Here is a 19,302-nt window from a genome sequence, read left to right as displayed (position 1 = left end):
ATGGGCATCGAGGAGAAGCTTCCCGCCGGCGTCCTGCTCACCTCGGTGGAGAAGCTGGTCAACTGGTCTCGGAAGTCGTCCGTGTGGGGCGCCACCTTCGGCCTGGCCTGCTGCGCCATCGAGATGATGGCCGCCGGTGGTCCGCACTACGACATGGGCCGCTGGGGCATGGAGGTCTTCCGGGCGTCGCCCCGGCAGGCCGACCTGATGATCGTGGCCGGCCGGGTGAGTCAGAAGATGGCCCCGGTGCTGCGCCAGATCTACGACCAGATGGCCGAGCCGCGCTGGGTGCTCTCGATGGGCGTCTGCGCCAGCAGCGGCGGCATGTTCAACAACTACGCGATCGTGCAGGGCGTCGACCACGTGGTGCCGGTCGACATGTACCTGCCCGGCTGCCCGCCCCGGCCGGAGATGCTCATCGACGCGATCCTCAAGCTCCGCGAGAAGATCATGTATGAGCCGCTGGGCCCGAACGGCCGCAAGATGCTGGCGGCCCGCCAGGAGCGCGGCGACGTTCCGATCGTCCCCTACGGCTCGATGCCCTCCTCGTACCGCAGCGACAAGGCCCGGCGCGCCGAGTGGACCCGGGCGGTCCGCGAGGGCCGCGAGGAGCAGCTGCGCATCGAGAACTGGATGAACGCTCAGAACCACCTCCACCCGCAGGCAGGCCCGAAATGACGTCACCCACCGACAAGCCAAACGACGGCGGGGTGCCGGTACCGGTCACTCCGGTCGGCGCCAGCAGCACCGCCCCGGCGGAGTACCCGCCGGCCAGCCCGGCGGGGCGCGGCATGTTCGGCAACCAGGGCACCGGCGACGTGTCCGGCTACGGCGGCCTGGTCCGCCAGCGCCAGCCCATCGAAGAGGCGTCCCGGCCGTACGGAGGCTACTTCGACGAGGTCCGCGACGCGCTGGAGGAGGCGTACCCGGCCTTCAACGACGCCATCGAGAAGGTGGTGGTCGACCGGGGTGAGCTGACCCTGCACGTACGCCCGGAGCGGATCGCCGAGGTGTGCCAGGTGATGCGGGACGACCTGGCGCTGCGCTTCGAGCTGTGCTCCTCGGTGTCCGGTGTGGACTACCTCGGTGCCGACGAGCGTCGGCTGCACGTGGTGTACCTGCTCACCTCGATGACGTACCGGCGGCGGGTCCGGCTGGAGGCCGCGGTCTCCGTCGAAGCCCCGCACCTGCCCAGCGTGACCGCCGTCTACCCGACGGCGGACTGGCAGGAGCGCGAGGCGTACGACATGTTCGGCATCGTCTTCGACGGCCACCCCAACCTGACCCGGATCCTCATGCCGGATGACTGGGAGGGCCACCCGCAGCGTAAGGACTACCCACTCGGCGGCGTGCCCGTCGAGTACAAGGGCGCGGAGATCCAGCCGCCGAGCGAGCGGAGGTCGTACCAGTGACGACGTCGAACTACGCCAGCGAGCGCGAGACCGACGAGGGTCGGGTCTTCACCGTCACCGGTGGGGACTGGGACACCATCGTCTCGGGCACCGACCCGATCAACGACGAGCGGATCGTCGTCAACATGGGTCCGCAGCACCCGTCCACGCACGGCGTGCTGCGGCTGATCCTGGAGCTGGAGGGTGAGACGGTCCGCGAGGCCCGCTCGGTCATCGGCTACCTGCACACCGGCATCGAGAAGAACCTCGAATACCGCAACTGGGTCCAGGGTTCGACGTTCGTGACCCGGATGGACTACCTCGCCCCGATCTTCAACGAGACGGCGTACGCCCTCGCGGTCGAGAAGCTGCTCGGCATCACCGACGACATCACCGAGCGGGCCACCACGATCCGCGTGCTGATGATGGAGCTCAACCGGATCTCGTCGCACCTGGTCTGGCTGGCCACCACCGGCATGGAGCTGGGCGCGATCTCGATCATGTTGTACGGCTTCCGCGAGCGGGAGTACATCCTCGACATCTTCGAGACCATCACCGGCCTGCGCATGAACCACGCGTACGTGCGGCCGGGCGGTGTGGCGCAGGACGTGCCGGACGAGGCGATCGTCAAGATCCGCGAGTTCCTCAAGATGATGCCGAAGAAGCTCAAGGAGTACGAGGACCTCCTCTCCGGCCAGCCGATCTGGACCGAGAGGACGAAGGGCGTCGCGGTGCTGGACGTCACCGGCTGCGTGGCGCTCGGCATCACCGGCCCGGTGCTTCGCTCCGCCGGCCTCGCCTGGGATCTGCGCAAGACCATGCCGTACTGCGGCTACGAGACGTACGAGTTCGACGTGCCGACCCACCCCGACGGTGACGTGTGGGGTCGCTACCAGGTCCGGCTCGCCGAGATCCGGGAGTCGATGAAGCTGGTCGAGCAGGCGCTGGACCGGCTCCGTCCCGGCCCGGTGATGGTCGCCGACCGCAAGATCGCCTGGCCGGCGCAGCTCGCCATCGGCGTGGACGGCATGGGTAACTCGCTGGAGCACGTCGCGAAGATCATGGGTCAGTCGATGGAGTCGCTGATCCACCACTTCAAGCTGGTGACCGAGGGCTTCCGGGTCCCGCCCGGCCAGGTGTACGTCGCCATCGAGGCGCCCCGCGGCGAGCTGGGCGTCCACGCGGTCTCCGACGGCGGCACCCGGCCCTACCGGGTGCACTACCGGGAGCCCAGCTTCGTCAACCTCCAGGCCCTCCCGGCGATGGCCGAGGGCGGTCTGATCGCCGACGTGATCGCCGGCGGCGCCTCGTTGGACCCGGTGATGGGTGGGTGTGACCGATGACGACGACTTTCAGTGACGAGACCCGGGAGCGGGCGCGCGACATCATCGCCCGTTACCCGGCGGACCGGTCCCGCTCGGCGTTGCTGCCGCTGCTGCACCTGGTCCAGGCCGAAGAGGGGTACGTCTCCCCGGCCGGGGTCGCGTTCTGCGCCGAGGTGCTGGGGCTGAACAAGGCCCAGGTCGGCGCGGTGGCCACCTTCTACACGATGTACAAGCGCAAGCCGACCGGTGACTTTTTGGTCAGCGTCTGCACCAACACGATGTGCAACGTGCTCGGTGGCCAGGAGGTCTACGACACCCTCGCCGAGCACCTGGGCGTCGGGCACGACGAGACCACGGCGGACGGCACGATCACGCTGGAGCACGCCGAGTGCCTGGCGGCGTGTGACTACGGCCCGGTGATGACCGTCAACTACGACTTCTTCGACGGCGTGGACGCCTCCACCGCTGTCGGTGTGGTGGACGAGTTGCGGGCCGGCGGTCGGCCGATGCCGACCCGGGGCGCCCGGCTCTGCACGCTGAAGGAGATGGCGGTGCAGCTCGCCGGTTTCGCCGACGAGCGCGACGGTGCGGTCGCCGACGGCGGGCCGGGCGAGCCCACCCTGCGCGGGCTGCGGTTGGCCCAGCAGCACGGCGTCTCGGTGCCGGGCTTCGACCCGAACACCCCGATCCGCAGCAAGGCCGAGGCCGACAAGGCTGCCGCCGAGGCGAAGGCGAAGGCGGAGGCCGCCAAGCCGGCGCCCGTCGAGGCCAGCGCCGCGCCGGTCAAGGGCGGCGACGGGGCGTCCGCCCCGACGGGGGCCGGAGTCACCGGGCCGGCAGAGGCCAGTGACAGCCCCGGCACGAAGGTCCCGACGGACGGCACCGGCACCGCGTCCGAGGCTGGCGACGCGCGGTCGGCCGAGGCCGCCGGCGTGGCGGCCAACGCGCCGGCCAGCGACGGCAAGCCCGCCGGCGACGAGGCCGGGGCGCAGGAGCGCAACCTCACCGAAGCGAAGGCTGGGACGGACGCCGACGGCGCCGGCCCGGCGGACGCGAACGAAACGGGGGCCCAGAAGTGACCACTCCCCGCCCGGAGACGCTGGCCAAGCTGACGCCGGTGCTGACCAAGCGCTGGCTGTCGCCGGACGCCTGGCGCATCGGCACGTACGAGCAGTTGGACGGCTACGCCGCGCTGCGCAAAGCGCTCAAGGCCCACCCGGACGACCTGATCCAGCTGATCAAGGACTCCGGGCTGCGGGGCCGGGGCGGCGCAGGCTTCCCGACCGGCCTCAAGTGGGGCTTCATCCCGCAGGGCGACGGCAAGCCGCACTACCTGGTGGTCAACGCCGACGAGGGCGAGCCGGGCACCTGCAAGGACCTGCCGCTGATGACCCACGACCCGCACGCGCTGGTCGAGGGCGTCATCATCGCCTCGTACGCGATCCGGGCCGCCCGCGCCTACATCTACATCCGGGGCGAGGCGGTGCACGCCGCGCGCCGGCTGCGCAACGCGGTCCAGGAGGCGTACGACAAGGGTTACCTGGGCCGGAACATCCTGCGCAGTGGCTACGACCTGGAGCTGGTGGTGCACTCCGGCGCCGGGGCGTACATCTGCGGCGAGGAGACGGCGCTGCTGGACTCGCTGGAGGGGTTCCGGGGTCAGCCCCGGCTGCGCCCGCCGTTCCCGGCCACCCACGGCCTGTACGCGAGCCCGACGGTGGTGAACAACGTCGGCACCATCGCCAGCGTGCCGCCGATCGTGCTCGGTGGGGCCGACTGGTGGAAGAGCATGGGCACCGAGAAGTCCTCCGGGCCGATGATCTACTCGCTCTCCGGCCGGGTCGTCAACCCGGGCCAGTACGAGTGCTCGATGGGTGTCACGCTGCGCGAGCTGCTGGAGTTGGCCGGTGGCATGCATCCCGGCCACAACCTGCGGTTCTGGACCCCGGGCGGCTCGTCCACCCCGCTGCTCGCCGCCGAGCACCTGGACGTGCCACTGGACTTCGAGGGGGTGGCGGCGGCCGGCTCGATCCTCGGCACCACGGCCACCCAGATCTTCTCCGACCAGGACTGCCCGGTCTACGCGACGTACCGGTGGCTGGAGTTCTACCACCATGAGTCGTGCGGCAAGTGCACCCCGTGCCGTGAGGGCAACTACTGGATGGTCCGGGTCTACCGGCGGATCCTCGCCGGTCAGGGCACCCACGAAGACCTGGACACCCTGCTGGACACCTGCGACAACATCCTCGGCCGCTCGTTCTGCGGTCTGGGTGACGGCGCGACCAGCTCGGTGACCTCCTCGCTGCAGTACTTCAAGCAGGACTACCTCGACTACATCGAGGGTCGGACCGCACCCAAGCTGTCGGAGAAGACCCTGGTAGGGGCGCACTGATGACCGACGTAGCCAAGCAGACCGAGACCGTCACCCTCACCATCGACGGCGTCGAGGTCACCGCCCCCAAGGGGACGCTGCTGATCCGGGTCGCCGAGCAGATGGGCACCGAGATCCCCCGGTTCTGCGACCACCCGCTGCTGGCCCCGGCCGGCGCGTGCCGGCAGTGTCTGGTCGAGGTGGAGGGCCAGCGCAAGCCGGTCGCCTCCTGCACCCAGACCGTCGCCGACGGCATGGTGGTGCGTACCCAGATCACCTCCCCGGTCGCCAAGAAGGCGCAGGAGGGGGTGATGGAGCTGCTGCTGCTCAACCACCCGCTGGACTGCCCGATGTGTGACAAGGGCGGCGAGTGCCCGCTCCAGAACCAGGCGATGTCCACCGGCCGCACCGACTCGCGCTTCCACGAGCACAAGCGGGAGTACGAGAAGCCGATGGCGATCAGCAGCCAGGTGCTGCTGGACCGCGAGCGTTGCGTGCTCTGCCAGCGGTGCACCCGGTTCTCGGAGGAGATCGCCGGCGACAAGTTCATCGACCTGATGGGCCGGTCGTCCGCCGAGGAGATCAACATCTACCGGGACGACGCGTACGGCGAAGAGGGCGACGCCGGGGACGTCCCGTTCAACTCCTACTTCTCCGGCAACACGGTGCAGATCTGCCCGGTGGGTGCGCTGACCGGTGCCCAGTACCGTTTCCGCGCCCGCCCGTTCGACCTGGTCTCCAGCCCGAGCGTCTGCGAGCACTGCTCGGCGGGCTGCGGGCAGCGCACCGACTGGCGGCGTGGCAAGGTGCTGCGCCGGCTGGCCGGCGACGAGCCGGCGGTGAACGAGGAGTGGAACTGCGACAAGGGCCGCTGGGGCTTCCAGTACACCCGGGCCGCCGACCGGCTGACCACTCCGCTGGTCCGGGACGAGCGCACCGGTGAGCTGCGGGAGGCGTCCTGGAGTGAGGCGCTCACCGTCGCCGCCGAAGGGCTGCACATCGCTCGCGAGAGCGGGCAGGGCACCGCGGTGCTCACCGGCGGCCGGCTGACCGTCGAGGACGCGTACGCCTACGCCAAGTTCGCCCGTGTCGCGCTGAACACCAACGACATCGACTTCCGGGCCCGCCCGGTCTCCCGCGAGGAGGCCGACTTCCTGGCCAGCTCGGTCGCCGGGGTCACCGACGTCACCTACACCGACGTGGAGAACGCGCCAGCGGTGGTGCTGGTGGGCCTGGAGCCCGAGGAGGAGTGCCCGATCCTCTTCCTTCGGCTGCGCAAGGCGTACCTGAAGAAGACTCTGACCGTGTACGCGCTGGCGCCCTTCGCCACCCGCGGCCTGGAGAAGCTCGGTGCCAAGCTGGCCCGGGTGGTGCCGGGCGAGGAGGCCAGCGTGCTCGCCGAGCACGCCACGGTCAGCGAGGCGCTCAGCGCACCGGGCGCGATCCTGATCGTCGGCGAGCGGCTGGCCAGCGTGCCGGGTGGACTGTCCGCCGCCGCCGATGTGGCCCGACGTACCGGCGCGAAGCTGGCCTGGGTGCCGCGGCGCGCTGGTGACCGCGGCGCTGTCGACGCGGGCTGCCTGCCCAACCTGCTCCCCGGTGGACGCCTGGTCACCGAGCCGGCCGCCCGGGCCGAGCTGGGTGAGGCGTGGGACATCCCGGCCGGGGTGATCCCGAGCCAGGCCGGTCGGGACACCGACGGCATCCTTGCCGCGGCCGCCAACGGGCAGCTCGGCGCGCTTGTCGTCGGCGGTGTCGACCCGGCCGACCTGGCCGACCCGCGACTGGCCGAGTCCGCCCTGGACGCGGTGCCGTTCCTAGTCAGCCTCGAGCTGCGGGCCAGCGCGGTGACCCGGCGGGCGAACGTGGTGCTGCCGGTCGCCCCGGTGGCCGAGAAGGCCGGAAGCTTCCTGGACTGGGAAGGCCGGCTGCGCCCGTTCGAGGCGGTGCTGAACACCTCCGCGATGACCGACGGCCGGGTGCTCGACGCGCTGGCCGCGCTGCTCGACGTACGCCTCGGCACGGCCGACGTGCTGAGCGTGCGTCGTGAGCTGGGCACGCTGCCGGCGACGCGGATGTCCCGGCCGGCCGCGCCGTCGGTCGCACCGGGCCGCGTGCCGCAGCCGAACGCCGGGGAGGCCGTGCTGGCCACCTGGCACCAGCTGGTGGACCTCGGCACCCTGACCGAGGGCGACGAGAACCTCGCCGGGACCGCCCGCCCGCCGGTGGTCCGGCTGGGTAAGGGCACCGCCGAGGCACTCGGTGTGGTCGACGGTGACGCGGTCACTGTCGGCACCGACCGGGGGGCACTGACCCTGCCGGCGGAACTCACCGAGATGCCGGACGGCGTGGTCTGGCTGCCGACCAACTCACCCGGCTCGACCGTGCGGCGCAGCCTCGGGGCGACGTCCGGCGCGGTCGTCCGGATCTCCGTCCCCGCACCGAGTACGGCCATCCCGGCCGGACGCGTGGCGGCCGACGAGACCGGTCTCCCGGGTCCGCTCCTCAACTCCGGGGGTAACCAGTGAGTGCGAGGAGTGAACGAGCGCAGCGAGTGAGCCCCGCAGTCGCGAACGAAAGGTGGGCACAGTGAGTCCCTCCTACCTCGCCCAGGATCCGACGCTGGCCGACTTCGGCCGGGATCCGTGGTGGCTGGTCCTCGGCAAGATTGTCTTCGCGTTCGCCTTCGGTCTGCTGGCCACCCTGCTCGGTGTCTGGTTCGAACGGCGCGTGGTCGGTTACATGCAGGTGCGGCCCGGCCCCAACCAGGTCGGCCCGTTCGGCCTGCTGCAGACCCTCGCCGACGGCCTGAAGATGGCCTTCAAGGAGGACATCCTGCCGAAGGCGGCCGACAAGGTCGTCTACTTCTTCGCCCCGACCATCTCGGTGATCTGCGCGGTCACCGCCCTGTCGGTGGTGCCGTTCGGCCCGATGGTGAGCATCTTCGGTCACCACACGCCGTTGCAGGTCACCGATGTGCCGGTGGCGGTGCTGCTGCTGCTGGCCTGCTCCTCGATGGGCGTCTACGGCATCGTGCTCGGCGGCTGGGCCTCGGGCTCGACGTACCCGCTGCTGGGTGGTCTCCGGTCGAGCGCCCAGATGATCTCGTACGAGGTCGCGATGGGGCTCAGCATCGTGGCGGTCTTCATGACCGCCGGCACGATGAGCACCAGCGGGATCGTCGCCGCTCAGGGCGACGGCACCGAGCTGACCGTCTTCGGCCAGACCATCCCGGCACCGGGCTGGTACGCGATCCTGCTGCTGCCGAGCTTCATCATCTTCTTCATCGCCACAGTGGGTGAGACCAACCGGGCGCCGTTCGACCTGCCCGAGGCCGAGTCCGAGCTGGTCGCCGGCTTCATGACGGAATACAGCTCGCTGAAGTTCGCGCTCTTCATGCTCAGCGAGTACGTCGCGATGGTGACCATGTCCGCTGTCACCACCACGCTGTTCCTGGGCGGTTGGCGGGCACCCTGGCCGATCACCATCTGGGAGGGCGCCAACTCCGGTTGGTGGCCGATGCTCTGGTTCTTCGGCAAGGTGATCGCCCTGGTCTTCGTCTTCGTGTGGTTGCGTGGCACGCTGCCCCGGCTGCGGTACGACCAGTTCATGCGGCTCGGCTGGAAGGTGCTGCTGCCGATCAACCTGGCCTGGATCCTGGTCCTGTCGGGCCTGCGCTCCATCGAGGACTGGGACACCCGCGGCAAGGTGATCGCCGTTGGCATCCCGGCCGGCATCCTGCTGATCGCCACGATCTTCTGGCCCAGCCGGCGCCCGACGCCGAAGCCGACGACGCAGGAACAGGTCGACAACCGGCCGCACGGGAGCTTCCCGCTGCCACCGATGGATCTTCAGGTACCACCGAGCCCGCGCATCACGCGCGTGGTCGCCGAGCGGGAGCCGGCCAACATCGTTGCCGGCTCGGACTCCAGGGAGGTGTGACGTGGGCGCGATCACCGGAACGTTCAAGGGATTCGGTGTCACCTTCTCGCACATGTTCAGGAAGGTCGTCACGACCGACTACCCGTTCAAGCCGCCGGTGTCGGCGCCGCGCTACCACGGGCGGCACATCCTCAACCGGCACCCGGACGGCCTGGAGAAGTGCATCGGCTGCGAGCTGTGCGCCTGGGCCTGCCCGGCGGACGCGATCTACGTCGAGGGTGGCGACAACACCGACGAGGAGCGCTTCTCGCCGGGTGAGCGGTACGCCAGCATCTACCAGATCAACTACGCCCGCTGCATCTTCTGCGGGCTGTGCATCGAGGCCTGCCCGACCCGGTCGCTCACCATGAGCAACGAGTACGAGTTGGCGCGGGACAACCGGCAGGACCTGATCTTCACCAAGGAGCAGTTGCTCGCGCCGTTGCTGGAGGGCATGGAGCAGCCTCCGCACCCGATGCGGCTGGGTGACAGCGAGAAGGACTACTACGTCGGCGCGCTGGACAACCCGGGCACCTCCGCCGGTGCGGAGACGTCCCCGAAGGGCCCCGGCCGTTACCAGGTCGAGGAGCACCCCGGCGTGACGTTCCCGGGCGCCGAGCAGGCCGCCCAGCGCGTGGCGGGCGGCAAGGGAGAGGGAGCATGACCACGTCTACGGTGCTCGCCGCGGCGGGTTCGGTCTCCACCGGTGAGGCGGTCACCTTCTGGATCCTCGCCCCGCTCGCGCTGATCGGCGGGATCGGGATGGTGGCCGCGCGCAACGCCGTGCACTCGGCGCTGTGGCTGGTGCTGACAATGCTCTGCCTGGGCGTGTTCTACGTGCTCCAGGCCGGCCCGTTCATCGGCATGGTGCAGATCATCGTCTACACCGGCGCGATCATGATGCTCTTCCTCTTCGTGCTGATGCTGGTCGGCAGGGACTCGACGGACTCGCTGATCGAGACGCTGCGCGGCCAGCGCGTCGCCGCGATCGTGCTCGGCCTGGGCTTCGCCGGTCTGGTCGGCACCGGCCTCTACCAGGCGCTGGACCGGACCAACACGGTCGGTCTGGAGCAGGTCAACGCCGAGGGCAACGTGCAGGGCATCGCCCGGCTGCTGTTCACCAAGTACGTCTTCGCGTTCGAGCTGACCTCGGCGCTGCTGATCACCGCGGCGGTCGGTGCCATGGTGCTGGCCCACGTCGAGCGGCGGAAGCAGGACAAGGTCGACCAGGTGTCCACCATGAAGGCACGCTTCGCCCCGGGCAACTACCCCGGCCCGAAGCCGGGCCCCGGCGTCTTCGCGACCTCCTCCTCGGTGGCCACCCCGGCCCGGCTGCCCGACGGCCGCCTGACCGACCGCAGCACCCCGGCGATCCTTCCGCAGCGCGAGCTGACCGCCGAGGAGACCTCGCTGAAGGGGACGGACAAGTAATGGGATCGTTCTTCTCGGTCGAGCCGACCTACTACCTCGTGCTCGCCGCGGTGCTGTTCACCATCGGCGCCGCCGGGGTGCTGGTCCGGCGCAACGCGCTCGTGCTGTTCATGTGCGTGGAGCTGATGCTCAACGCGGCCAACCTGACGCTGGTCACCTTCAGCCGGATCAACGGTGACCTCAACGGCCAGATCATGGCGTTCTTCGTGATGGTGGTGGCGGCGGCCGAGGTCGTGGTCGGGCTCGCGATCATCATGTCCATCTTCCGGACGCGACGCTCGGCGAGTGTCGACGACGCCAACCTGCTCAAGTACTAGAGGGGTCCACCGGTGGAAGAGACTGTGGAATACGCCCAGGCCACGGGGCTGCTTGGGGGCGTCTGGCTGCTGGTGGCGATCCCGCTGCTCAGCGCGGCAATCCTGCTGCTGCTCGGCCGCCGGGCCGACCGCTGGGGGCACTGGTTGGGCGTCGCCGCCATCGGCGCGGCGTTCGTGCTCGGCCTGAGCTTCTTCTTCCAGCTGCGTGGCCTGGAGAACAAGTCCGTCGAGCTGAGCCTCTGGGACTTCATCGCCGTCGGTGATCTGCGCGTCGACTTCGGCCTGCTGTTCGACCCGCTGGCCGCGGTCTTCGTACTGCTGATCACCGGGGTGGGTTTCCTGATCCACCTGTACGCGGTGGAGTACATGTCGCACGACGCGGGCCGTCGTCGGTTCTTCGCGTACTTCAACCTGTTCGTCGCGGCGATGCTGCTGCTGGTCCTCGGCAACAACTACGTGATGCTGTACTTCGGCTGGGAGGGCGTCGGTCTGGCGTCGTACCTGCTGATCTCCTTCTGGACCGAGCGGCCGAGCGCGGCCACCGCCGGCAAGAAGGCGTTCCTGATGAACCGGGTCGGCGACGCCGGCCTGGCCATCGGCATCTTCATCATGTTCGCCACCCTGGGCACCACCCAGTACGACGAGGTGTTCAACGGTGTCGGCGCGCTGACCGGCACCACGGTGCTGGTCCTCGGCCTGTTGCTGCTGCTCGGGGCGGCCGGCAAGTCCGGTCAGTTCCCGCTCCAGGCCTGGTTGCCGGACGCGATGGAGGGCCCGACCCCCGTGTCGGCGCTCATCCACGCCGCCACCATGGTCACCGCGGGCGTCTACCTGATCGCCCGGTCCAACCCGATCTTCTCGGCCAACTCGACGCTGCAACTCGTGGTGGTCAGCGTCGGCGCGCTCACCCTGCTGATCGGCTGCATCATCGGTGCTGCCAAGGACGACATCAAGCGGGTGCTCGCCTGGTCGACGGTGAGCCAGATCGGCTACATGTTCCTCGGTGTCGGCCTCGGCGGCGCGGCGTACGCGCTGGCCATCGTGCACCTGCTGGCGCACGGCTTCTTCAAGGCCAACATGTTCCTGGGCGCGGGCTCGGTCATGCACGGGATGAAGGACCAGGTCGACATCCGCCGCTTCGGTGGGCTGTCCAAGTACATGAAGATCACCTGGTTGACCTTCATGATGGGTTGGCTGGCCATCATCGGCATGTTCCCCTTCTCCGGCTTCTTCTCCAAGGAGCCGATCATCGTGGCCGCCTTCGAGCGGGAGGACTGGACCGCCTGGCTCTTCGGCGGTGCGGCACTGCTCGGCGCCGGGCTCACCGCGTTCTACATGACGCGGCTGTTCGTCCTCACGTTCCACGGGCCGCAGCGGTGGACCGAGGACATCGAGCACCCGCACGAGTCGCCGAAGCTGATGACCATCCCGCTGATCCTGCTGGCGGTCGGGTCGGTCGGCGCCGGCTTCCTGCTCGCCACGTCCGTTCCGGACTGGTTGACGGAGACCGCCGGACTGGGCGGCGAGCACGCAGAGCACGAGGCGGTCCTCTCGCACACCGTGATCACCATCCTGTCGCTGCTGGTGACAGTGCTCGGTGCCGGGCTCGCCTGGTTCCTGTTCCGCGCCGGCACCGCCACCGCGCCGCAGCCGGCCGGGGTGCTGGTCACCGCCGCCCGGCGCAACCTCTACACCGACACGGTCAACGAGGCGGTCTTCGAGAAGCCGGGCATCTTCCTCACCCGGGCGCTGGTGTACCTCGACAACCGGGGCATCGACGGGCTCGTCAACGGGCTCGCCGCCGCGGTCGGCGGTGGCTCGGGTCGCCTCCGTCGGATGCAGACCGGCTTTGTCCGCTCGTACGCCACCTCGATCCTGGCCGGTGCGCTGCTGGTGATGGCGGCGTTCCTGGCGGTGCAGGCGGGGTGGTTGGCGTGATCGACCTCTTTCCGGCCGCCCCCGCCGGCGGACCACGCAGTGACGACGGAGGTAAGGCCGCATAATGTCCAACTTCCCGTTCCTCTCGGTGCTCACCGTGGCGCCGCTGGTGGGCGCCCTGGTGGTGGCCTTCCTGCCGCGCCACCGCCCGGAGCTGGCCAAGCAGGTGGCGTTCGCCTGGTCGCTGCTCGTGCTGGTGCTCTCGGTGGTGATGTGGGTCAGCTTCAACGCCGGCGGTGACCGGTTCCAGTTCCGCGAGTCGTACTCCTGGATCCCGAACTGGGGGGTCAGCTTCACCTTCGCCGCCGACGGCATCGCGCTGGTGATGCTGATGCTGATCGCGGTGCTGGTGCCGCTGGTGATCCTGGCGTCCTGGCACGACGCGGAGTCGTCGAAGCGGTCGGTGCCTGTCTACTTCGCGCTGCTGCTGGTCCTCGAGTGCACGATGATCGGCGTCTTCGCAGCCGCCGACGTCTTCCTGTTCTACGTGTTCTTCGAGGTCATGCTGGTGCCGATGTACTTCCTCATCGGCAGCTACGGCGGCCACCAGCGGCAGTACGCGGCGGTGAAGTTCTTCCTCTACTCGCTCGTCGGCGGTCTGTTCATGCTGGCCGCGGTAATCGGCCTGTGGGTGGTCGGCGGGAAGACCTTCGACTGGCAGGCGCTCTCGCAGGTCGACATCAGCACCGGCACCGAGCGATGGCTGTTCCTCGGCTTCTTCCTCGCGTTCGCCATCAAGGCGCCGTTCTTCCCGTTCCACACCTGGTTGCCCGATGCCGGTGGCGCCGCCCCGGCGGGAGCGGCGGCGCTGCTCGTCGGCGTGCTGGACAAGGTCGGCACCTTCGGCATCCTGCGCTACTGCCTGCCGCTGTTCCCGGAGGCGTCGAAGTGGTTCGCGCCGTGGGCGCTGGCCCTGGGCGTGATCGGCATCGTCTACGCCGCGCTGCTGGCGGTCGGCCAGAACGACCTCAAGCGGCTGGTGTCGTACACCTCGATCGCGCACTTCGGCTTCATCGGCGTAGGCATCTTCGCCTTCACCACCCAGGCCGGCACCGGCGCGGTGCTCTACATGCTCAACCACGGGCTGGCCACCGGCCTGCTCTTCCTGGTGGTGGGCATGCTGATCTCCCGGCGTGGTTCGTCGCTGATCAGCGACTTCGGTGGCGCCGGCAAGCTCGTCCCGGTGCTCGCCGGTGTGCTCTTCTTCGCCGGTCTCGCCTCGCTCGCGCTGCCCGGCACGGCGCCGTTCATCTCCGAGTTCCTGGTGCTGATCGGCACGTTCACAGTGAACAAGCCGGTCGCGGTGATCGCCACGCTCGGCATCATCCTGGCCGCCGCGTACGTGCTGTGGATGGTGCAGCGCACCACCCAGGGCACCCTCAACCCGGCGCTGACCGAGGTCGACGGGATGCGCAAGGACCTCAACCTGCGCGAGAAGGTCGTGGTCGCCCCGCTGATCGCGCTGATCGTGCTGCTCGGCTTCTTCCCCAAGCCGGTCACTGACGTGATCAACCCCGCCGTCCAGGCGACAATGGACGACATCGGCAGAACCGACCCGGCGCCGTCCGTGGGCGGCACCGTCCAGGAGGCGGCAAAGTGACCGAGTTGAAGCTGCCGTCGATCGACTACGCGGCGATCTCTCCGATCCTGATCATGCTGGGCACCGCGTTGCTCGGCGTGCTGGTCGAGGCCCTGGTGCCTCGTCGCTGGCGGCACGTGGTGCAGTTGACGCTGGCGCTGCTCGCCGTGCTCGCGGCACTGACCATGGTGGTCCTCAGCGCCGATGAGCGGATCATCACGGCGGGCCAGGCGCTCGCGATCGACGGGCCGACGCTCTTCCTCCAGGGCGCGATCCTGGTGCTGGCCGCCATGGCGCTGCTGCTGATCGGTGACCGCTCGGTCGAGCGGGGCGGGGCGTTCGTCGCCCAGGCCGCGGTGACCGCGGAGTCGGCCGACGACCGGCGGCAGGCCGAGGGTCGCAACGGTCTCACCGAGGTCTACCCGCTGACCACGTTCGCGATCGGCGGCATGCTGATCTTCGTGGCGGCGAACGACCTGCTGACCATGTTCATCGCCCTCGAGGTGTTCTCCCTGCCGCTCTACCTGCTCTGCGCGCTGGCCCGTCGCCGGCGTCTGCTGAGTCAGGAGGCGGCGATGAAGTACTTCCTGCTCGGCGCGTACGCCTCGGCGTTCTTCCTGTTCGGCGTGGCCCTGATCTACGGCTTCACCGCCGGAATCCCGGGCCGCACGGCCGGCGTCGACTTCGCCACCATCCACGCGGCGGTGGGTGAGTCGCCGGCCAGCCCGGTGCTGCTCTTCGCCGGCATGGCGCTGCTCGCCATCGGTCTGCTCTTCAAGGCCGCTGCGGCCCCGTTCCACGTCTGGACCCCGGACGTCTACCAGGGCGCTCCGACCCCGGTCACCGGGTTCATGGCGGCCTGCACCAAGGTCGCCGCGTTCGGTGCCCTGCTGCGCGTCTTCCAGGTCGCGTTCGCCGACGCCAACTGGGACTTCACCCCGGTCCTCGGCGCGGTGGCGGTGCTGACGATGCTCATCGGCGCGGTGCTCGCGGTCACCCAGACCGACATCAAGCGGCTGCTCGCGTACTCCTCGATCGCCAACGCCGGCTACCTGCTGGTCGGTGTGTTGGCACCGAGCCGCGACGGGCTCGCCGGCACGATGTTCTACCTGGTCGCGTACGGCTTCTCGGTGCTGGCCGCGTTCGCCGTGGTGACGTTGGTACGCGACGACGACGGCGAGGCCACCCACCTGTCCCGCTGGGCCGGGCTGGGTCGCCGGTCGCCGTTCTTCGCCGCGCTGTTCACGTTCATCCTGCTGGCCTTCGCCGGTATTCCGCTGACCAGCGGCTTCACCAGCAAGTTCGCCATCTTCGGGCCGGCGCTGGAGGGTGGCCAGGCCTGGCTGGTGATCGCCGGTGTGCTGACCAGCATGATTCTGGCGTTCCCGTACCTGCGGGTCGTGGTGATGATGTGGCTCTCCGAGCCGGGCGAGTCGACCCCGACCGTCACGGTGCCCGGTGGGCTCACCGCCGCCGCGCTGATGATCGGTGTGGTGGCGACCCTGGTGTTGGGTGTCGCCCCGGCGCCGCTGCTCGATCTGGCTACCGGAGCCGCCGAATTCGTTAGATGACCGAAGGATCGATCACCGGGGGTCGGCGCGTGTTCACGTGCCGGCCCCCGGTGCGTATCCCCGGGCCGGAGCAGGTCGAACGGGTGTGGCATGGTTGATAGCGTGGTGAATCCGGCGGGCGAGCGTTCAGGTGCCTCCGGCTCCGGCGGTCGACGGGGTCGGGCGAGCACGAGTCAGTTCGGCGCGCTTGGCCTGAGCCTCGCCGATCCCCGTGTCGAGGCGTCCGTGCTGGGTCTGCTGGACACGGTCGAGGTCGAGTTGCGGGCCAGCGTGGCCAGTGCTGACCCGTTCGTCACCGAGGCCGCCCGGCACCTCGTCGAGGCCGGCGGGAAGCGGTTCCGGCCGTTGCTGGTGGCGCTCGGCGCCCAGTTCGGTGATCCGACCGGTGCGCAGGTGGTCCCGGCCGCCGTGGTGATGGAGCTCACTCACCTCGCCACCCTCTACCACGACGACGTGATGGACGAGGCAGCCGTCCGTCGGGGCGCGCCGAGCGCGAACTCCCGGTGGACCAACTCGGTCGCCATCCTGGTCGGCGACTACCTCTTCGCCCGCGCGGCGGACATCGCCGCCGACCTGGGCCCCGAGGCGGTCCGGTTGCAGGCGCGCACCTTCGCCCGGCTGGTGCACGGCCAGATCGCGGAGACGGTCGGGCCGCGCGCCGACGACGACCCGGTGGCCCACTACCTGCACGTGATCGCTGAGAAGACCGGCTCGTTGATCGCCACGTCCGCCCGGTTCGGCGGCATGTTCGGTGGGGCCGCCCCCGAGCACGTGGAGGCCCTCGCCGGGTACGGCGAGACGATCGGCGTCGCCTTCCAGCTCTCCGACGACCTGCTGGACATCGCCTCCGAGTCGGTGCAGTCGGGCAAGACCCCCGGCACGGACCTGCGCGAGGGTGTTCCGACGCTGCCGGTGCTCTACGCCCGCGAGGCGGACGACTCCGACGCGTCGTCGGTGCGGCTGCGGGAGATCCTGGCGACCGGCCCGTTGACCGACGACGCGCTGCACGCCGAGGCGTTGGGGCTGCTCCGGGAGAGCCCGGCGCTCAAGCGGGCCCGGGAGACCGTCCGCAGCTACGCCGAGGACGCCCGCGCGCAGCTCGCCCCGCTGCCGCACGGCCCGTCCCGCAGCGCGTTGGAGTCGCTCTGCGACTACATCGCCGACCGCACCAGCTGATCCACGCTACGGCCCTTTGCAGCGCCGGCGCGGGTCAACAAGCGGCTGCCGACGAGCATGAGGGCGGCGGCGAGCAGCATCGCCACGGCCGCAACGGTCCACATCGCCGGGTAACCGAGGTGGGCGGCGAGCGGGCCCAGGCTCAGCGGGCCGAGGCAGCCGCCCGCGTACACCCCGGTCTGTGTGATCGAGGTGGCGGCGGCCGGTGACTGCGGGTGGAGCCGGACCACCGCGAAGTTCATCAGACCGGGCCAGGCCCAGCCCACGCCGAAGCCGAGCACCACACCGACCACCAACGGCACCGAGCCGGTCAACGCGAGCAGGCCCAGCCCGACCGCGCCGACGAGCAGCATCGCGGCGATGACGGCGACGTGACCGGTCTCGCGGCGGTCGGCCAACCAGCCCGCGCCCACCCGGGCCGCCACGCAGACAGCGCTACCCAGGGTCAGGGTGAGGCCGGCGAGGCCCGGCGACAGACCTCGGGCCGCCGAGGAATCCACCAGGAAGGTGCCGAGCGCGTTGGCCGCGCCCGACGCCAACGTCGCCGCCGCGCCGATCACCACCAGCGCCGCCGTCGCCCGCCCCGCGCGCGCGGCGCCGGCCCGACGGGCCAGGCCAGGCAACTGTCGGGGTACGGCGGCCAGCGTCGTCAGCGCCGCCACGGCGGCGGCCACGAACGCCCAGCGCCAGCCGGCGGTGAGCGCGATGGTGGGCACCGCCGCGCCGGCCAGCAGTGTGGAGACCGGGATGGCCGCCTGCTTGACACCGAACGACAGCCCCTGCCGCCGGGCCGGCACGTGCTGGGCCAGCGCCGCGTTGCTGGCCAACTGGCCGAGCGCGTTCGCGGCGGCGCTGAGCGCCAGCAGACCGACCAGCACCGGGTACGACCTGGCGAAGGCGGCAACGGCCAGCATTGACCCGGCGGCCAGCACGATGCCGCAGCGGGCGACCACCGCCGGTCCGTACCGCTCGACCAACCGCCCAGAGGGCACCGAGGCCAGCGCGCTGACCCCGAAGTAGACGGAGACGGCAAGGCCCAGGCCGGCCGGTGAGAAACCGAGGTCCGTGCCCATCTGCACGGCGAGACCGCCGAGCAGGAAGACGGGGAGTACGCAGGCCACCGTGGTGACGACTGCGCCGGCGCTGGCCCGGACCGGATGGGGTTGGGCAACGGCCGGATCGGGGGTGTTCGAGGTGTCGGTCATCGTTCGGCAAACCTACGCGAGCCCCGCTCACCGCACTCCCGGTGACCGGCGGGCAACAACCTGTGGATGGTGATCTGGCATCCTCGACCCGAACAGGCATTTCGCACCGGGCCTGTTTTTCATATGGTGTAAGTCCACGGCGGCGGAGGTGGTTGTGCGCGACCCCTTGGCAGAACCTTCGGACCTGATTCGCAGCGTGTCCCGAGCGCTACGGGTGCTGGAGTCGGTCGGTCGTGCCCCGAAGGGCCTGACCGTCAAGCAGATCGCCAGACGCTGCGAGCTGACCGTGGCCACCACCTACCACCTGGTTCGCACCCTCGCCTACGAGGGCTACGTGATCCGTCGCGAGGACGGCACGTACATCGTGGGGTTGGAGGTGGCCGACCGGTACCGGGAGCTGGTGACGGCGTTCCGGGGCCCGCCGGCGGTCGGTGAGACACTGCGCCGGGCCGCCCTGGACACCGGCTACAGCCACTACCTTGGTCGTTTCGTCGGCGGCCAGGTCGCCCTCACCGCCGTCGCCGAGGGCCACCGCTCGCCCTACCTGGAGGATCTGGTCCCCGGCTTCGACGAGGGTGCGCACGCGACAGCGCTCGGCAAGTCGCTGCTCGCCACCCTCACGACCGACCAGCGCTACCGCTATCTGCGCGAGTACGGCATGCGCCCGTTCACCACCGCCACGCTCACCACCACCGAGAGTTTCGAGGCGGACCTGGCCGCCGGCGACCGGCGCGGCATGCAACTGGAGATGGGGCAGTTCCGCCAGGGGGTGGCCTGCGCCGCGGTGCTCGTCGCGCCGGACAAGGACATGGAACGCCGGGTCGTGCTGGCCTGCGCGTTGCCGGCCAGCGAGATGATGACCTCCGCCCGGGTGGTACGCGCCAAGCTGCTCACAGTGGCCCGCAGCGTGGCCGACGGCATCGCCAGCGACAACTGACCGCCGAGAGGCCCTCTCCCGGGCTGGGAGAGGGCCTCTCGGGGCCTCAACCGGTCGCCTCGGAGTAGACCTCGACGTCGTAGAGCAGCTGCACATCGCGGCGGCCGTTGGTGACGCCGACGAAGACCGGATCACCGCAC

Annotated in this window: 16 protein-coding genes; 15 read left to right on the top strand and 1 reads right to left on the bottom strand. The window is 70.0% G+C overall.

Features of this window, described 5'->3' with window-relative positions:
• The 14 genes from AB0B48_RS06055 to AB0B48_RS05990 all read left to right on the top strand — a co-directional run bounded on the left by AB0B48_RS06055 (position 1) and on the right by AB0B48_RS05990 (position 17,020).
• Complete coding sequence (locus tag AB0B48_RS06055; protein WP_124821345.1) at positions 1-678, top strand: NADH-quinone oxidoreductase subunit B; 678 nt, start codon at positions 1-3, stop codon at positions 676-678.
• Entirely contained in the window at positions 675-1,412 is a 738-nt protein-coding gene (locus AB0B48_RS06050; RefSeq protein ID WP_357196572.1) for an NADH-quinone oxidoreductase subunit C, read from the top strand. Before AB0B48_RS06055 ends, AB0B48_RS06050 begins: the two co-directional genes overlap by 4 nt.
• Positions 1,409-2,734: an NADH-quinone oxidoreductase subunit D gene (locus tag AB0B48_RS06045; protein WP_357196569.1), complete on the top strand. Its 1,326-nt coding sequence runs from the start codon at positions 1,409-1,411 to the stop codon at positions 2,732-2,734. Before AB0B48_RS06050 ends, AB0B48_RS06045 begins: the two co-directional genes overlap by 4 nt.
• On the top strand, positions 2,731-3,795 hold the full coding sequence (nuoE, locus tag AB0B48_RS06040) for an NADH-quinone oxidoreductase subunit NuoE (protein ID WP_357196566.1): 1,065 nt from the start codon (positions 2,731-2,733) through the stop codon (positions 3,793-3,795). The genes AB0B48_RS06045 and nuoE overlap by 4 nt, the downstream gene beginning before the upstream one ends.
• Entirely contained in the window at positions 3,792-5,108 is a 1,317-nt protein-coding gene (gene nuoF / locus AB0B48_RS06035) for an NADH-quinone oxidoreductase subunit NuoF (protein WP_357196563.1), read from the top strand. Before nuoE ends, nuoF begins: the two co-directional genes overlap by 4 nt.
• Entirely contained in the window at positions 5,108-7,615 is a 2,508-nt protein-coding gene (locus AB0B48_RS06030) for an NADH-quinone oxidoreductase subunit G (RefSeq protein WP_357196560.1), read from the top strand. The genes nuoF and AB0B48_RS06030 overlap by 1 nt, the downstream gene beginning before the upstream one ends.
• 61 nt (positions 7,616-7,676) lie before the next feature.
• A complete protein-coding gene (nuoH, locus tag AB0B48_RS06025; RefSeq protein WP_357196557.1) occupies positions 7,677-9,029 on the top strand; it encodes an NADH-quinone oxidoreductase subunit NuoH in 1,353 nt (450 codons plus the stop codon).
• Between the two features lies 1 nt (position 9,030).
• Positions 9,031-9,672: an NADH-quinone oxidoreductase subunit NuoI gene (gene nuoI / locus AB0B48_RS06020; RefSeq protein WP_357196553.1), complete on the top strand. Its 642-nt coding sequence runs from the start codon at positions 9,031-9,033 to the stop codon at positions 9,670-9,672.
• Complete coding sequence (locus tag AB0B48_RS06015; RefSeq protein ID WP_355004852.1) at positions 9,669-10,439, top strand: NADH-quinone oxidoreductase subunit J; 771 nt, start codon at positions 9,669-9,671, stop codon at positions 10,437-10,439. The genes nuoI and AB0B48_RS06015 overlap by 4 nt, the downstream gene beginning before the upstream one ends.
• Entirely contained in the window at positions 10,439-10,756 is a 318-nt protein-coding gene (gene nuoK / locus AB0B48_RS06010; RefSeq protein WP_355004853.1) for an NADH-quinone oxidoreductase subunit NuoK, read from the top strand. Before AB0B48_RS06015 ends, nuoK begins: the two co-directional genes overlap by 1 nt.
• A 12-nt stretch (positions 10,757-10,768) precedes the next feature.
• Positions 10,769-12,694, top strand: a complete 1,926-nt coding sequence (nuoL, locus tag AB0B48_RS06005; protein ID WP_355004854.1) for an NADH-quinone oxidoreductase subunit L — start codon at positions 10,769-10,771, stop codon at positions 12,692-12,694.
• A gap of 64 nt (positions 12,695-12,758) precedes the next feature.
• A complete protein-coding gene (locus AB0B48_RS06000; RefSeq protein ID WP_355004855.1) occupies positions 12,759-14,294 on the top strand; it encodes an NADH-quinone oxidoreductase subunit M in 1,536 nt (511 codons plus the stop codon).
• Positions 14,291-15,844 carry an NADH-quinone oxidoreductase subunit NuoN gene (gene nuoN / locus AB0B48_RS05995; protein WP_357196547.1) on the top strand — a complete coding sequence of 518 codons (1,554 nt, stop codon included), beginning with the start codon at positions 14,291-14,293 and terminating at the stop codon, positions 15,842-15,844. The genes AB0B48_RS06000 and nuoN overlap by 4 nt, the downstream gene beginning before the upstream one ends.
• A gap of 90 nt (positions 15,845-15,934) precedes the next feature.
• Positions 15,935-17,020 carry a polyprenyl synthetase family protein gene (locus AB0B48_RS05990; protein WP_355004857.1) on the top strand — a complete coding sequence of 362 codons (1,086 nt, stop codon included), beginning with the start codon at positions 15,935-15,937 and terminating at the stop codon, positions 17,018-17,020.
• Here the strand turns inward: AB0B48_RS05990 and AB0B48_RS05985 are convergent.
• Positions 16,996-18,225 (bottom strand): MFS transporter, encoded by a 1,230-nt coding sequence (locus AB0B48_RS05985; protein ID WP_357196544.1) that lies wholly within the window; start codon positions 18,223-18,225, stop codon positions 16,996-16,998. The genes AB0B48_RS05990 and AB0B48_RS05985 overlap by 25 nt on opposite strands.
• Before the next feature lie 154 nt (positions 18,226-18,379).
• Here AB0B48_RS05985 and AB0B48_RS05980 point away from each other — a divergent pair, with 154 nt between their 5' ends.
• A complete protein-coding gene (locus tag AB0B48_RS05980) occupies positions 18,380-19,162 on the top strand; it encodes an IclR family transcriptional regulator C-terminal domain-containing protein (RefSeq protein WP_124821331.1) in 783 nt (260 codons plus the stop codon).
• Positions 19,163-19,302 lie beyond the last annotated feature (140 nt).

Source organism: Micromonospora sp. NPDC049089, from assembly GCF_040648775.1.
In the GTDB taxonomy this organism is placed as follows: domain Bacteria; phylum Actinomycetota; class Actinomycetes; order Mycobacteriales; family Micromonosporaceae; genus Micromonospora.
Note: the sequence above shows the minus strand (reverse complement) of the source record. Positions and strands in the feature narration are given on the sequence as shown.

What these genes read in the sequence shown, in the direction of transcription:
- AB0B48_RS06055 (WP_124821345.1), top strand. Translation starts at nt 1, where the DNA reads ATGGGCATCGAGGAGAAGCTTCCCGCCGGCGTCCTGCTCACCTCGGTG.
- AB0B48_RS06050 (WP_357196572.1), top strand. Translation starts at nt 675, where the DNA reads ATGACGTCACCCACCGACAAGCCAAACGACGGCGGGGTGCCGGTACCG.
- nuoE (WP_357196566.1), top strand. Translation starts at nt 2,731, where the DNA reads ATGACGACGACTTTCAGTGACGAGACCCGGGAGCGGGCGCGCGACATC.
- AB0B48_RS06030 (WP_357196560.1), top strand. Translation starts at nt 5,108, where the DNA reads ATGACCGACGTAGCCAAGCAGACCGAGACCGTCACCCTCACCATCGAC.
- AB0B48_RS06015 (WP_355004852.1), top strand. Translation starts at nt 9,669, where the DNA reads ATGACCACGTCTACGGTGCTCGCCGCGGCGGGTTCGGTCTCCACCGGT.
- nuoK (WP_355004853.1), top strand. Translation starts at nt 10,439, where the DNA reads ATGGGATCGTTCTTCTCGGTCGAGCCGACCTACTACCTCGTGCTCGCC.
- AB0B48_RS06000 (WP_355004855.1), top strand. Translation starts at nt 12,759, where the DNA reads ATGTCCAACTTCCCGTTCCTCTCGGTGCTCACCGTGGCGCCGCTGGTG.
- AB0B48_RS05990 (WP_355004857.1), top strand. Translation starts at nt 15,935, where the DNA reads ATGGTTGATAGCGTGGTGAATCCGGCGGGCGAGCGTTCAGGTGCCTCC.
- AB0B48_RS05985 (WP_357196544.1), bottom strand. Translation starts at nt 18,225, where the DNA reads ATGACCGACACCTCGAACACCCCCGATCCGGCCGTTGCCCAACCCCAT.